We start from the raw sequence: 13,878 nt of genomic DNA, 5'->3' as shown, positions 1-13,878 counted from the left end.
GAGTGTCATCGGGCGCACTCACCCGGGCCGGACACTGCTTCCAGCGCCGGCCGTGCGTCCACCAGCACAGCAGAAGGGCCCCGCCTGTCGGCGGGGCCCTTCTGTCGTCTCGGCGGGCATCGGTCCGATGCGCCGCCGGTGCCTCGATGAGGGGACCGGGTCAGGGTCTCCGGATCAGCGGTGCACCTCGACCCGGGTGCCGATCGACGCCCAGTCGTACAGCCACTTGGCGTCCGAGACGCGCATGTTGATGCAGCCGTGCGAGCCGGAGTACCCGAAGGACGAGCGCCACGGCGCGCCGTGGAAGGCGTATCCGCGGTACCAGTACTGCACCCAGGGGACGTCCTTGGTGTTGTAGTACTCGGGGTCCTGCTGGTCCTTGTAGGCGCCGTTGGTCATGTCCTGCTTGTCGTAGCGCAGGTAGATCTTGTACGAGCCGGTGACGGTCCCGTGGCCGTTGGCCCCGTCGCCGTCGACGATCGAGCGCGGGCCCCACACGGGGGTGTCGCCCTGGTAGGCGGTCACGGTCTTGTCCGAGAGGTTGACGTCGATCCACTTCTCGCCGGTCGGCTTGTCGGCGGCGGCGTCATCGTCGTCCTTGGACTTGTCATCGTCCTTCGACTTCTCGTCGTCCTTGGACTTGTCGTCGTCCTTCGAGTCCGAGTCCTCGTCGTCCTTCGACTCGGGGGCCTTGGCCTTGGTCATCTCGGCCTCGACCTTCTTGGTCTCGAAGGACGCCTCGAGCGGGCTCGTCCCCGTCATCGCGGCGACGAGCTTCTCGGTGACGGCATCGGTGTTGGTGATCTCCACGCCGTCGGTCTTCTCGGCGATGGTCTTGACGACCTTGCCGTCGGTGTCGACCTGCTCGATGCCGTCCTTCTTCTCGACGCTGTCCTCGTCGGCGCGTGCGGAGACCCACTCGCGCACGGCGTCCTCGTCGACCCCGATCTTCAGGTCCTTGCCCTTGTCGTCGGTCGTGACGGAGAGCCAGCCGGAGCGGCGGTCCTTGGAGACCGAGTGGGTCGCCCCGTCGGGGCCCGTGATCGACATCGGCTGGTCCAGCATCTTCGTGATCTGGTCCTTGACCTTGTCGGCCTTGTCCGTCGAGATCTTCGGGGCGGTCTCCGTGACCTTCTGCGTGAGGGTGAAGCTCTCGAGCTTCGAGGCGTCCTTCGTGAGGGCGGAGACGAACGCGTCGGTCTCCACGCCCTGGCCGTTCTTCGCCTTGGCGACGTTCCAGGTCCCGGCGTCCTCGTCGTAGGACACCTTCGCGTCCACGGCGGCGGTGCGGTCCTTCGGGATCTGCTTCGTGGCGAAGTCGGCGGCAGCCTTCTCGTCGACGGACACCACCGGATCGATGCCGCGGGAACCGGAGAGCGTCGAGGAGACGACCTCGCCGATCGAACCGTCGTGGGCGACTGCCTCCTGCCCGGTCTTCTTCGCGTCGACGTCGACGCCGAGATCGGCCAGGGACGCCGTAGTGGTCTGGCCGTCGGTGTCGACGGTGACCTCCGTGTCCTCGGCCTTCTTCTGTACGAGCGCGGAGATCTCCTCGGCGCTCTTGCCGGACACGTCCTGTCCCAGCACGGTCGTGCCCGGGAGGGCCTTGCCCTCGAAGTTCTTGGCGTACGCGAACGCGCCGCCCGTGAGGACGACCGCCAGCACGGCCAGGATCGCGATCACGATCAGCAGGACACGTCGGCGTCCGCCGCCGGACCGGCCCACATCGGTGGTGTCGGTGAGGTGCGACATATGGTCTCGCTCATCTCTTCGCTGCGGTTCCGGTTCCCCCTCGTCACGGGACCGCCCGCAGAAGGTCCACGGGTCCGCATTCGTACCCTTCACCATACATCAGACTCCGCGGTCGAGCCGAGGGGACGGGAGTCACAGACGCGTCACAGTCGGCCGGGGCGCGCGACGACCCTCCTGTTCCTGCCCGCGCCTGCCCGCTCCAGCGCGTGCGTTCCCCGCGACGGCCGGCCGGGCCGTCGTTCCGGGAGGCCCATGCGGCGCTACAGTGTTCCCCGTCCTCCCGCCCGCGCCCCCGGACACCGGCTCCGGCGCGGGACCGGGCCCCGTCGGAAGGATCCCCACCGTGACCCGTGCGCAGATCTGGCACTCCCTCGAGGAAGTGCCCGCCGACCTCGGCGCGAGCGCGGTGACCATCGGGAACTTCGACGGCGTCCACCTGGGGCACCGCTATGTGCTCGACGCGCTGCGGGAGAACGCCGCTGCCCGTTCGCTGGAGCCGGTCGCGCTGACCTTCTGGCCGCATCCGCGCCACGTCATGCACACCCCGGGCGACCCCGCCCTCGTCACCGCGCACGAGGACCGTGATCGCCTGCTGCTCCTGGCCGGCATGAGCGGCGTCCTCGACCTCGAGTTCACCTGGGACTTCGCCCAGTACAGCGCCGAGGACTTCGTGCGCGTCTTCCTCGTCGAGGGCCTGGGCATGCGCTGCATCGTCACGGGTGCGGACACCCGGTTCGGCCGCGGGAACACCGGCGACGTCGAGACCCTGCGCGCACTGGGGGAGAAGCACGGCTTCGAGGTCGTCGTGCTGCCCGATCTGCCGTTCGACGGGGAGCGGATCTCGTCCTCGGCGATCCGTGCGGCGCTGCTGGGCGGGGACATGCCCGAGGCGACCGCCATGCTGGGCCGCTTCCACACGGTGTCCGACACCGTCCACCACGGCTTCAAGCGCGGTCGCGAGCTGGGGTTCCCCACCGCGAACCTCGGGCCGCGCCCCCACGGCCTCGTGCCGCAGGACGGCGTCTACGCGGGCTTCCTCACCGTGGTCGAGCAGGCGAGCGAGCACCGTGGGATCGAGCCCCTCGTCGGCGCGGTCACGACGATCTCCATCGGCACCAACCCGACCTTCCACGAGGGCAGCGACGACTCCCCGCGGATGGTGGAGGCGTACGTCCACGGCGACGACACCCTCGACCTGTACGGGGACACCGTGCGCCTCGAGTTCGTCGAGCGCCAGCGGCCCACCCTGCGCTTCTCCTCGGTCGACGCGCTCGTGGCCCAGATGGAGATCGACAAGGACGTGACTCGCCGCACTCTGGACGGAGTGCAGCCCGACGTCCTCCACCGCCGCTGATAAACTCTCACCGCCGTCATATCGGCCGCGGAGGACTCCGCGCGCCCGCACGGCGCGTCCAGGCTCGTGAAGCCGGTGACGTGCCCGGAGTGCAGCAGAGCCCGACACACAGAGCCCGGGAGAACAGGCCCCGGTGCGCCGCGCAACGACCGAGGGAGAAGCCGACATGGCCTTCGACTCCGCCACCAAGCAGGAGATCATCAAGGAATACGCGACCGCTGAGGGCGACACCGGTTCGCCCGAGGTCCAGATCGCGCTCCTGACCCACCGCATCACCTACCTGACCGAGCACCTCAAGGAGCACAAGCACGACCACCACACCCGTCGTGGTCTGATGCTCCTGGTCGGCCAGCGCCGCCGTCTGCTCAAGTACCTGCAGAACGTCGACATCGAGCGTTACCGTGCGCTGATCCAGCGCCTCGGCATCCGCCGGTGACACCCGCCGCCGCTCGTCCCCACGGGGCGGGCGGCGGTTCGCATCCGGCCCCGCGACACGTGCGCGGGGCACGACCCGCGAGGCCGCGCCCGGAGCGCCGGCCCGCACGACCCACCAGCCCCTCGACCGTGGGCACGGTCCTCGGCAGAGACCTTCGGGAACCCCGATCCACCCGGATCAGGAGGCTCCCCGCGGGCCCCTGACGATGGCCGCGTCCGGCGAGGGGCACCGATCCCATCGAAGGAGATCCCCATGGCCATGGAAGGCCCCGACATCACGGCGACCACCGCCGTCATCGACAACGGCAGCTACGGCACCCGCGAGGTGCGCTTCGAGACCGGAAGGCTGGCCCAGCAGGCCGCCGGCGCCGTCTCGGTGTACCTCGACGACGACACGATGGTGCTCTCGGCCACCGCCGTCTCCAACAAGCCGAAGGACAACTTCGACTTCTTCCCGCTCACGGTCGACGTCGAGGAGCGGATGTACGCCGCGGGCCGCATCCCCGGCTCGTTCTTCCGCCGCGAGGGCCGCCCGGGCACCGACGCGATCCTCGCCTGCCGCCTCACCGACCGCCCGCTGCGCCCGGCCTTCGTCAAGGGCCTGCGCAACGAGGTCCAGGTCGTCCTCACCGTCATGGCCGTCAACCCCGACGACGCGTACGACGTGGTCGGCATCAACGGCGCCTCCGCCTCCACCCAGATCTCGGGCCTGCCCTTCAACGGCCCGATCGGCGGCGTGCGCGTGGCCCTCATGCCCAGCGCCGAGGGTGGCCAGTGGGTCGCGTTCCCGACCTTCAGCCAGCTCGACGAGGCCGTGTTCTCCATGGTCGTCGCCGGTCGCATCGTCGGCGACGATGTCGCGATCATGATGGTCGAGGCCGAGGCCACCGACAACGCCTGGTCCATGATCAAGGACCAGGGCGCGATCGCCCCCACCGAGGAGGTCGTGGCCGAGGGCCTCGAGGCCTCCAAGGTCTTCATCCGCACGCTGTGTGAGGCCCAGCAGGAGCTGGCCGACACCGCCGCGAAGCCGGTGCGCGAGTTCCCGCTCTTCCTGGACTACCAGGACGACGCCTACGAGCTCGTCGAGAAGGCCGCCTCCGACCGCCTTCGCGAGGTCATGAGCATCGCCGGCAAGCAGGAGCGCGAGGAGTCGACCGACGCGCTCGCCGCCGAGGTCGTCTCGGAGCTCGGCGCCGAGGGCGCAGCGCTCGAGGGCCGCGAGAAGGAGATCTCCGGCGCCTTCCGCGCGCTCACCAAGAAGGTCGTGCGCCAGAAGATCCTCACCGAGGGCGTGCGCATCGACGGCCGCGGCCTGCGCGACATCCGCCAGCTCTCGGCCGAGGTCGAGGTGCTCCCGCGCGTGCACGGCTCCGCCCTGTTCCAGCGCGGCGAGACCCAGATCATGGGCGTGACCACGCTGAACATGCTCAAGATGGAGCAGCAGATCGACTCGCTCTCGCCGGTGAACCGCAAGCGCTACATCCACCACTACAACTTCCCGCCCTTCTCGACCGGCGAGACCGGCCGCGTGGGCTCCCCGAAGCGCCGCGAGATCGGCCACGGCATGCTCGCCGAGCGCGCCCTGGTCCCGGTCCTCCCGGGCCGCGAGGAGTTCCCCTACGCGATCCGCCAGGTCTCCGAGGCGCTGGGCTCCAACGGCTCGACCTCGATGGGCTCCGTGTGCGCCTCGACGCTGTCGATGCTCAACGCCGGCGTGCCGCTCAAGGCGCCCGTCGCGGGCATCGCCATGGGCCTCGTCTCCGACACCGTGGGCGGCGAGACCAAGTACGCGGCCCTCACCGACATCCTCGGTGCGGAGGACGCCTTCGGCGACATGGACTTCAAGGTCGCCGGCACCAACGAGTTCGTCACCGCGATCCAGCTCGACACCAAGCTCGACGGCATCCCGGCCTCCGTGCTCGCCGCCGCGCTGTCCCAGGCCCGCGAGGCACGCCTGCACATCCTGGGCGTCCTCAACGAGGCCATCGACGTGCCGGACGAGATGAGCCCGAACGCCCCGCGCGTGCTCGCGGTGACCATCCCCGTCGACAAGATCGGCGCGGTCATCGGCCCCAAGGGCCAGATGATCAACCAGATCCAGGACGACACCGGCGCCGACATCACCATCGAGGACGACGGCACCGTCTACATCGGCGCGACCGACGGCCCGTCGGCCGAGGCCGCCCGGGCGACGATCAACGCGATCGCCAACCCGATGGTCCCCGAGGTCGGCGAGCGCTACCTCGGCACCGTGGTGCGCGTGGTCGACTTCGGCGCCTTCGTCTCGCTGACCCCCGGCAAGGACGGTCTGCTGCACGTCACCCAGCTGCGCAAGCTGAACGACGGCAAGCGCGTGGACAACGTCGAGGACGTCGCGAAGGTCGGCCAGAAGATCGAGGTCGAGATCCGCGAGATCGACGCGCGCGGCAAGATCAGCCTCGCGATCGCCGAGGACGACGCCGAGGAAACGGGGTCCGACGAGGGCTCCGAGAAGGCGTCCGACTCCGAGTGAGCCCGACCGACCGCGTGAACGCGTGACCGCCGCGGGCGGCACCCCTCGACGGGGTGCCGCCCGCGCTCGCTCTCCATCCCCTCGCACCCGACCCTGGGAGGACCCTCCGGTGCCGATCGACCTGACCACTGACGCCGCCGCGCGCGACCAGCTCCTCGAACCCGGGGGAGACGGTCCGCTCGTGCGGCGCACGATCCTCCCCGGCGGCGTCCGCCTGCTCACGGAGACCGACCGCTCGGTGCGCAGCGCGACGCTCGGCCTCTGGCTGCCCGTGGGCTCGCGGGACGAGACCCCCGCCCACGCCGGCTCCACCCACGCGCTCGAGCACCTCCTGTTCAAGGGCACCGCCAGGCGCAGCGCCCTGGACATCGCGACGGCCTTCGACGAGGTCGGCGGCGAGTCCAACGCGGTCACCGCGAAGGAGCACACCGTGTACCACGGGCGCGTGCGCAGCGCTGACCTGCCGCTCGCCCTGGACGTGCTCACCGACATGGTCACCTCCTCGCAGCTCGCGCCCGAGGCCCTCGAGACCGAGCGCGAGGTGATCCTCGAGGAGCTCGCGATGGCGCAGGACGACCCCACCGACTCCGGGTACGAGGAGTTCCTCGCCCAGGTGCTCGGGCCCGACACCCCGATGGGACGCCCCGTCGGGGGCACCCTCGAGACCGTCAGCGCCCTCACCGACGCCGACGTGCGCGCGCACTTCGCCGCCCATTACAGGCCTCAGAACCTCGTGGTCACCGCCGTCGGCGACCTCGATCACGACGAGCTCGCCGGGCGCCTCGCCGACCGCCTGGCCGCGGGCGGCTGGGACCTCCCGGAGGGCGTCGCTCCGTCGGAGCGTCGACCCGCCCTCGAGCGCTCGCTGCCCGCCGCCGGCGCGACGCCCGGACCGGCATCGGCCGTCGTCCCGCACCGCATCGTGCGCCCCCTCGAGCAGACCCACATCTACCTGGGCGGGCCGTCGATCTGCGCGAGCAGCGAGGACCGCCACACGATGAACGTGCTGATGGCGATCCTCGGCGGCGGCATGTCCTCGCGGCTGTTCCAGCACATCCGCGAGGAGCGCGGGCTGGTCTACACCGTCTACTCCTTCAGCGCCGCCTACCGCGACGCGGGCCTGTTCGGCATGTACGCCGCCTGCCGGCCCGCGCGCGCCGAGCAGGTCGTCGAGCTCATGGGGGCCGAGATCGAGCAGATGCGCGACCACGGCGTCACCGACGAGGAGATGCGCCGCGCGCTCGGGCAGATCACGGGCGCTCTCGCCCTCGGTCTCGAGGACACCGCGTCGCGGATGGGGCGCCTGGGCAGCCTCGAGCTCGTCCAGGGCCGCTACTCGACCGTTGACGAGGCCCTCGAGAAGATGGCCGGCGTGACCGCCCAGGACGTGCGGGATCTCGCCGCGCGCCTCGCCGGGTCGTTCACCACCCGCGTCGACGTCGGCCCCGAGGCGGGCTGAGCCGCCGGCTCCGCCCCGCACACCGCATCCCCACCGCCCTCCCGGAAGGAACCCACCATGTCGCAGAGCATCCGCGTCGCCGTCCTCGGTGCCCAGGGTCGCATGGGCAGCGCCGCCTGCACGGCGATCGAGGAGGCCGACGGCCTCGAGCTCGTCGCCCGCATCGGCAGCTCCGACCCGCTCGACGCCGCGGCCGATGCCGGCGCGCAGGTCGTCGTCGACCTCACCGTCCCCGCCGTCACCAAGCGCAACGTGCTCTGGGCGATCGAGCACGGGATCCACGCCGTGGTCGGCGCGACCGGCTGGGACGAGGACTCCCTCGCCGAGGTCCGCGCCGCGCTCGGCGAGCACCCGAGCACCGGCGTGCTCATCGCCCCGAACTTCGCGATCGGCGCCGTCCTGGTGATGCGCTTCGCCGAGGCCGCGGCCCGCTACTACGAGAGCGCCGAGGTCATCGAGATGCACCACCCCGAGAAGCTCGACGCCCCCTCGGGCACCGCCCGCCACACCGCCGCCGCGATCGCCCGCGGCCGCGAGGCCGGGGGACTGGGGGACGTGCCCGACGCGACGCAGAAGGACGAGCTCGGTGCGCGGGGCGCGGTCGTCGACGGCATCCACGTGCATGCCGTCCGCCAGCGCGGCCTCGTCGCCCACGAGGTCGTCCAGTTCGGCGGGGTCGGCGAGCAGCTCGAGCTGCGCCACGACTCCTTCGACCGCGTGTCCTTCATGCCCGGCGTGCTGCTGGGCGTGCGCGAGGTCGGCTCCCGCCCCGGGCTCACCGTGGGCCTCGACGGCTACATGGACCTCGGCTGAGCATGCGCGCGAAGATCGGTGTCGCCCTGCTGCTGCTGGTCACGGCGGCCTACTGCTGGGGCCTGCTCTGGATCGCGACCGGCTTCGCGCGCGCAGGCGGCGTGATCGGCTGGGGGCTGGCAGCGGGCCTCGTCGTGCTGCTCGTCCTCACCGTGTGGGTGACCTGGCGCGAGGTCCTGTTCGGGCTGCGCGCGGGACGGCTCGCCCGGCTCTACGGCGCGGCGCGATTCGAGCCCCGGGTCGGTGGAGGGGCAGACGGCGCCGGGGCGGACAGCGCCGGGGCCGACAGCGCCGGGGCAGGCGTCGTCGGGGCCGACAACGCCCAGGCTCGCGCCGAGCAGGACCCCGTCGCCCAGCGCGATGCGCGCAGGGCCGCGGCCCGCGCCGAGTTCGAGGCGGCTCGCGACGCCGTCCAGGACGGTGGCGAGGACGACTGGCGGGCCTGGTACCGCCTGGGCCTGGCCTACTCCGCGAACCGGGACACCCGGGACGCCCGCGCCGCCGTGCGTCGGGCGATCGCCGTGGAGGCCGGGCGCGGGATCTGATCAGCCCCAGCCGAGCGCCCGGCAGAGCGCCGCGACCACGGCGGCCGCGATCACGACCACCAGGAAGGGCGCGCGCAGGGCGAGCAGGAGCGCGGCGACCGCGAGCGCGGGCAGCCGGGCGTCGGCCATCAGCTGCTGGCCGTCGGCCGCCGCCTGGGTCGCGACCAGCGCGCCGAGCAGCGCGACGGGCAGGAGTGAGGTGACCCGCGCGATGCGCGGCTCCTCGAGGACCCCCGGCGGCACCTGGTAGCCGATCCACTTCTGCGCGAACGACAGCACCGCCGCCGCGATCACGCCCGCCCACAGCCAGCTCATGCGCGCTCACCGTCCTCGTCCGATGCGTCGGCCGGAGAGTTCTCGGCCGTCCCGGTGGTCCGGTCGCCGTCGGCCCGATCCCCGTCGTCCCCCGAGCGGCGCGGCAGCAGCCCGGCGACCACGGCGACCAGCGCCGCGGCGAGCACCGGCAGGCCGGCGGGCAGGACGGGCGTCGCGATCAGCGCGATGAAGGCCGCGGCGACCGCGACGGCCACCACGTCCTTCGAGACCAGGCGCGGCCACAGCAGCCCCAGGAACGCCGCGGCGGCCGCGGCATCCAGGCCCCAGGCGCCCGGATCGCCCACGCTCTGCCCGATCAAGGCCCCCACCAGGGAGAACAGGTTCCAGAACACGTAGACCGCGATCCCCGTCGCCCAGAACCCGGCGCGCTTGGCGGCCGGGGGACCGGCGGTCGCGGCCACGGCCGCGGACTCGTCGATCGTGAGCAGGGAGCGCGCGGCGCCCTTCGCCCCGCCGCGCGGCAGCGTCGGCGCGAGCACGAGGCCGTAGAGGGTGTTGCGGATGCCCAGCAGCACGGCGGCCAGCGCCGCGCCGAGGGCGCTCCCGCCCCCTCCGATCACGCCCACGAAGGCGAACTGGCTGCCGCCGGTGAACATGATCGCCGAGAGCACCATCGCCTGCCACACGTCGAGTCCCGAGGCGGTCGCGAGCGCCCCGAAGGAGATCCCGTACAGGCCGGTCGCGACCCCCACCGACAGGCCCTTGCGACGGGCGGCCGAGACGGCGAGGGACACCGACGCGGCATCCGGTGACGGAGCGTGGCCGGCGCTCTGCGCGGCGGGGGCGCGGTCGCTCGGATCGTGCATGCTCATGACCCGTCCACAGTAACCGGGGAGTTTCCCGCATGCGCAGGTCGCGCGGGGTATGAGACCGTGGGAGGCATGAACGAAGCCTCCGCCGCGGGCGCCCCCGGGAAGGGCGCTCAGGCCCCTCAGGACCCCTTCCCCCTGGATGTCGACGCCCTCCTGCTCGACATGGACGGGACCCTCGTCGATTCGGGCCCCTCGGTGGAGCGCGCGTGGACGAAGCTGTTCGAGGAGCACGGCTCGAACCGGACCTTCGACCACACCCTCCACGGCATGCCCGCCCGCGGGGTGCTCGCCGACGTCTTCCCCGACATGCCGGCCGACGAGATCGAGGCGGCCCATGCGCGCGTCGAGGACCTGGAGGTCGAGGACGCCAAGCGGATCTCGATCCTCCCGGGCACGGCCCGGCTGATCGGCGAGCTGCAGTCCGCCGCCGAACAGCTCGGCCGGCCCACCTGGACGATCGTGACCTCCTGCACGCGGCGCCTGTTCGAGGCCCGCTGGGCGATCACCGACCTGCCCTACCCCGAGGAGACCCTCGTCACCGCCGACCAGGTGAGCCGCGGCAAGCCGGACCCGGAGCCCTACGTCCTCGGCGCCGAGCGCCTGGGCGCGGATCCCTCCCGGGCGCTAGTGATCGAGGACTCCCTGGGAGGCCTCGCCTCCGCCCGCGCCGCGGGGAGCCCGGCGATCGCGGTGACCACGACCACCCTCGCGCACGAGCTCGCGCCCCATGCCCAGGCGCTGCTGACCTCCCTGGACGACGTCGCCGTCGAGGTGCACGAGGGACACCTGCGCGTCGTCCGCCGCTGAGGGCGTCCCCGCCTGCCGGCTCCAGTACGATGCCGAGCATGCGTTCCGCTCTCACCGTGGCCGCCGGCCGTGCCGCGCGCCGCCTGGCCAGACTCCGCGGCGGGGGCCGCGGCGGCAGTGCCTTCCCCGGTCTCGTGGTCGAGAGGATCGACCCCGGCTTCCTCGCACGCACCCTCGAGGGGCTGCCGCTCGGCGTGGTCGTCGTCTCGGGCACCAATGGGAAGACGACCACCACGAAGATCCTCGTGGAGCTGCTGCGCTCCCAGGGCCTGCGGGTGTTCACCAATCCCACCGGCTCGAACTTCGTCCGCGGCGTGGCGGCGGCCCTGCTCACCGAGGTCGACGCCCGCGGCCGCCTCGCCGCCGACATCGCCGTGCTCGAGCTCGACGAGGCCCACGCCGTGCACTTCGTGCGCCAGGTGCGTCCGCGCGCGAGCCTGCTGCTGAACGTCATGCGCGACCAGCTCGACCGCTTCGGGGAGATCGACCACACCGCCGACCTCCTGCACACCGTCGCGAAGGCCAGCACGGAGCTCGTCGTCCTCAACGGCGACGACCCGCGCCTGTCCGCGCCGCGCTTCACCGACGACCTGGGCGCTCGCGTCGAGCGCTTCGGCATCGGGGAGGGGCTGCGCCGCGTCTTCCTCTCGGACGACGACCTGCGCCGCGAGGACGCCGGCGGCGCGATGCTCGAGGACGCGGGCCTCGGCGCCGGCCCCGCCGACGGCGCGCGGACACCCGCCACGCGGCTCGAGGCCATCGACGGGCGCAGCGCCCGCATCCTCGTCGACGGCGAGGAGCACGAGGTCGAGTTCGTGCTGCCCGGCGTGCACAACATGCTCAACGCCACCGGCGCCCTGGCGCTCGCCTCCTCCCTGCTCGGGGCCGACGCGGATCTCCCGGCCCTGCTGCGGGCCCTCGCGCACGTGCGCGCTGCCTTCGGCCGCGGCGAGATGCTCGAGGTCGACGGCGTCCCCCTCGAGCTGGCCCTCGTGAAGAACCCCGCCGGCTTCCGGATGAGCTTGCTCAGCGCCGGCACGGACCCGGCGGAGACCATGATCGCGATCAACGACGAGTACGCCGACGGCCGCGACATGTCCTGGCTCTGGGACGTCGACTTCAGCGCCCTGCGCGCGAGCGGCGTGCACGTGGTCAGCGGCGTGCGCGCCTACGACATGGCCCTGCGCCTGCGCTACGACGAGGTGCTCGTCGATGGCGTCGAGACGGACCTCGGGCCGGCCCTGCGGTCTCTGATCGACGCCGCCCGCGCGAGCGGCCGGCCGATGCGCATCTTCTGCACCTACACCGCGATGCTCGCCGTGCGCGCGCAGCTCTCGCGGATCACCCACGTGGAGACGGTCCTGTGAGCACGAACGAGCACCCCGCCCCGTCGGCCCCGCGCAGCGCGGGGACCGGCCCGGACCTCACCCCCGTCCCGACGCCGCACCGGCAGGCCGCGCGCGAGGACGCCCCGGCGCTGCGGATCCTGCAGCTCTACCCCTCCGAGATGAACATCTACGGCGACTGGGGGAACACCCTCACGCTGATCCGGCGGGCCCAGTGGAGCGGCTTCGAGGTCGAGCTGCTGGCCCACGAGGTCGGCGACCGGCTCCCCGCGGACGTGGACCTCGTGGTCGCGGGCGGCGGCCAGGACTCCGGCCAGGTGCGCATCGCCGCCGACCTCCTCTCCCACGGCCCCGCGATCCGCGAGTGGGCCGAGCAGGACGTCCCCATGCTCGCCGTCTGCGGCTCCTACCAGCTGTTCGGGCACGTGTTCGTGCCCGCGACCGGCGACACGGCCGACGAGCCGCTGACCGGCATCTCCCTGCTGGACGTCGAGACCCGCGGCAGCACCACCCGCCTGATCGGCAACCTCACCATCGAGACCGAGCGCTTCGGACCCGTCGTCGGCTACGAGAACCACTCCGGGCTGACCACTCTCGGGGCGGACTGCACGGCGCTGGGCTCCGTGCGCGCCTTCGGCCAGGAGGGCTCGCGCGCCGGCGGGAACAACGGGGCCGACGGCACCGAGGGCGCCGTGCACCGCGAGGTCGTCGGCACCTACCTGCACGGCTCCGTCCTCCCGAAGAACCCGGCGCTCGCCGACCACCTGCTCGCCGCGGCCGTGCGCCACCGGGTGGGGGAGGACGCGTACACCGCGCCCGACCTGGAGGGGATCGTCACCCAGCGCGCCCGCGACATCGCCATGTCCCGGCCTCGCTGAGGCCTCCGGCTCGACTACCCTGGGGAACCATGAGCGACAGCGAGAGCGACATCGTCTTCCGGTCCGACATGACCGTCCAGCTGGTGCGGTCGGCGGCGCAGGACGGCGACGTCGTCTTCGCGGCCCGCGTCTCGACCCAGGGGGAGAAGACCCTGGCCACCGCGGGCGAGGACGCGAGCGATCGCGACAAGGGCCTGATCCGGTTCCTCATGCGCGACCGCCACGGCAGCCCCTTCGAGCACAACAGCTTCACCTTCTACGTCGAGGCGCCGATCTTCGTCTTCCGCGAGTTCATGCGCCACCGCATGGCCTCCTACAACGAGGAGTCCGGCCGCTACCGGAAGATGCGACCGGTGTTCTACGTGCCCGGCCCCGAGCGCAACCTCCAGCAGGTCGGCAAGCCCGGCGCCTACACCTTCGAGCCCGGCACCCCCGAGCAGCACGCGCTCGTCACCGAGACCGTGCGCGCGCAGTCGACCTCCGCCTACGAGGGCTACCGCCGGATGCTCGACGCGGGCGTGGCCCGCGAGGTCGCACGTACCGTGCTCCCGCTGAACCTGTACTCCTCGATGTACGTCACCGTGAACGCGCGCAGCATGATGAACTTCCTGAGCCTGCGCACCCAGCGCCCCGACTCGGCGTTCCCCTCCTTCCCGCAGCGCGAGATCGAGATGGTCGCCGAGCTCATGGAGCAGCACTTCGCCGAGAAGATGCCGCTCACCCACGCCGCCTTCGAGGCGGGCGGCCGCGTCGCCCCCTGACGCGCCCGCCCGACGACCCGCATCCCCATCAGGCAGTCCCACCAGCCAGGCAGTCCCACCAGGAG

General features: G+C 72.2%; 13 protein-coding genes. 10 read left to right on the top strand and 3 right to left on the bottom strand.

The features are described 5' to 3' along the window. Positions 1–174: 174 nt before the first annotated feature. A complete protein-coding gene (locus tag M4486_RS08430; RefSeq protein WP_249480724.1) occupies positions 175–1,752 on the bottom strand; it encodes a L,D-transpeptidase family protein in 1,578 nt (525 codons plus the stop codon). 343 nt (positions 1,753–2,095) lie between these two features. Here M4486_RS08430 and M4486_RS08425 point away from each other — a divergent pair, with 343 nt between their 5' ends. The 6 genes from M4486_RS08425 to M4486_RS08400 all read left to right on the top strand — a co-directional run bounded on the left by M4486_RS08425 (position 2,096) and on the right by M4486_RS08400 (position 8,873). Then, the gene (locus tag M4486_RS08425) at positions 2,096–3,106 is read left to right on the top strand and encodes a bifunctional riboflavin kinase/FAD synthetase (RefSeq protein WP_249480723.1); all 1,011 of its coding nucleotides are present in this window, start codon (positions 2,096–2,098) and stop codon (positions 3,104–3,106) included. Positions 3,107–3,272: 166 nt separating this feature from the next. After that, entirely contained in the window at positions 3,273–3,542 is a 270-nt protein-coding gene (rpsO, locus tag M4486_RS08420; RefSeq protein WP_152353576.1) for a 30S ribosomal protein S15, read from the top strand. Between the two features lie 258 nt (positions 3,543–3,800). Then, positions 3,801–6,056 (top strand): polyribonucleotide nucleotidyltransferase, encoded by a 2,256-nt coding sequence (locus tag M4486_RS08415; RefSeq protein ID WP_249481101.1) that lies wholly within the window; start codon positions 3,801–3,803, stop codon positions 6,054–6,056. 109 nt (positions 6,057–6,165) lie between these two features. Continuing rightward, positions 6,166–7,515: a M16 family metallopeptidase gene (locus M4486_RS08410; RefSeq protein WP_249480722.1), complete on the top strand. Its 1,350-nt coding sequence runs from the start codon at positions 6,166–6,168 to the stop codon at positions 7,513–7,515. Positions 7,516–7,572: 57 nt separating this feature from the next. Further along, positions 7,573–8,328 (top strand): 4-hydroxy-tetrahydrodipicolinate reductase, encoded by a 756-nt coding sequence (dapB, locus tag M4486_RS08405; protein ID WP_249480721.1) that lies wholly within the window; start codon positions 7,573–7,575, stop codon positions 8,326–8,328. A 2-nt stretch (positions 8,329–8,330) separates the two neighbouring features. Next, positions 8,331–8,873, top strand: coding sequence for a hypothetical protein (locus M4486_RS08400; protein ID WP_249480720.1), 543 nt, complete (start codon positions 8,331–8,333; stop codon positions 8,871–8,873). Here M4486_RS08400 and M4486_RS08395 read toward each other — a convergent pair whose 3' ends face one another. Both M4486_RS08395 and M4486_RS08390 read right to left on the bottom strand, forming a co-directional pair. After that, positions 8,874–9,188 carry an AzlD domain-containing protein gene (locus M4486_RS08395; RefSeq protein WP_249480719.1) on the bottom strand — a complete coding sequence of 105 codons (315 nt, stop codon included), beginning with the start codon at positions 9,186–9,188 and terminating at the stop codon, positions 8,874–8,876. Beyond that, complete coding sequence (locus M4486_RS08390) at positions 9,185–10,021, bottom strand: AzlC family ABC transporter permease (RefSeq protein WP_249480718.1); 837 nt, start codon at positions 10,019–10,021, stop codon at positions 9,185–9,187. Before M4486_RS08390 ends, M4486_RS08395 begins: the two co-directional genes overlap by 4 nt. Before the next feature lie 69 nt (positions 10,022–10,090). Here M4486_RS08390 and M4486_RS08385 point away from each other — a divergent pair, with 69 nt between their 5' ends. The 4 genes from M4486_RS08385 to thyX all read left to right on the top strand — a co-directional run bounded on the left by M4486_RS08385 (position 10,091) and on the right by thyX (position 13,813). Continuing rightward, a complete protein-coding gene (locus M4486_RS08385; RefSeq protein WP_249480717.1) occupies positions 10,091–10,828 on the top strand; it encodes an HAD-IA family hydrolase in 738 nt (245 codons plus the stop codon). Positions 10,829–10,857: 29 nt separating this feature from the next. Beyond that, positions 10,858–12,195, top strand: coding sequence for a DUF1727 domain-containing protein (locus tag M4486_RS08380; RefSeq protein ID WP_429798332.1), 1,338 nt, complete (start codon positions 10,858–10,860; stop codon positions 12,193–12,195). Between the two features lie 110 nt (positions 12,196–12,305). Beyond that, a complete protein-coding gene (locus tag M4486_RS08375; protein WP_429798342.1) occupies positions 12,306–13,052 on the top strand; it encodes a type 1 glutamine amidotransferase in 747 nt (248 codons plus the stop codon). A 29-nt stretch (positions 13,053–13,081) separates the two neighbouring features. Beyond that, complete coding sequence (gene thyX, locus M4486_RS08370; protein ID WP_249480714.1) at positions 13,082–13,813, top strand: FAD-dependent thymidylate synthase; 732 nt, start codon at positions 13,082–13,084, stop codon at positions 13,811–13,813. The last annotated feature ends 65 nt before the right edge of the window (positions 13,814–13,878 follow it).

The sequence above is a fragment of the Brachybacterium kimchii genome, from assembly GCF_023373525.1.
GTDB lineage: Bacteria > Actinomycetota > Actinomycetes > Actinomycetales > Dermabacteraceae > Brachybacterium > Brachybacterium kimchii.
This window is presented reverse-complemented; position numbering and strand designations above follow the sequence as displayed.

Bases quoted from the DNA above. Each gene is read 5' to 3' on its own strand.
- M4486_RS08430 (WP_249480724.1), bottom strand. From the start codon at position 1,752: ATGTCGCACCTCACCGACACCACCGATGTGGGCCGGTCCGGCGGCGGA.
- rpsO (WP_152353576.1), top strand. From the start codon at position 3,273: ATGGCCTTCGACTCCGCCACCAAGCAGGAGATCATCAAGGAATACGCG.
- M4486_RS08415 (WP_249481101.1), top strand. From the start codon at position 3,801: ATGGAAGGCCCCGACATCACGGCGACCACCGCCGTCATCGACAACGGC.
- dapB (WP_249480721.1), top strand. From the start codon at position 7,573: ATGTCGCAGAGCATCCGCGTCGCCGTCCTCGGTGCCCAGGGTCGCATG.
- M4486_RS08400 (WP_249480720.1), top strand. From the start codon at position 8,331: ATGCGCGCGAAGATCGGTGTCGCCCTGCTGCTGCTGGTCACGGCGGCC.
- M4486_RS08395 (WP_249480719.1), bottom strand. From the start codon at position 9,188: ATGAGCTGGCTGTGGGCGGGCGTGATCGCGGCGGCGGTGCTGTCGTTC.
- M4486_RS08390 (WP_249480718.1), bottom strand. From the start codon at position 10,021: ATGAGCATGCACGATCCGAGCGACCGCGCCCCCGCCGCGCAGAGCGCC.
- M4486_RS08385 (WP_249480717.1), top strand. From the start codon at position 10,091: ATGAACGAAGCCTCCGCCGCGGGCGCCCCCGGGAAGGGCGCTCAGGCC.
- M4486_RS08380 (WP_429798332.1), top strand. From the start codon at position 10,858: ATGCCGAGCATGCGTTCCGCTCTCACCGTGGCCGCCGGCCGTGCCGCG.
- thyX (WP_249480714.1), top strand. From the start codon at position 13,082: ATGAGCGACAGCGAGAGCGACATCGTCTTCCGGTCCGACATGACCGTC.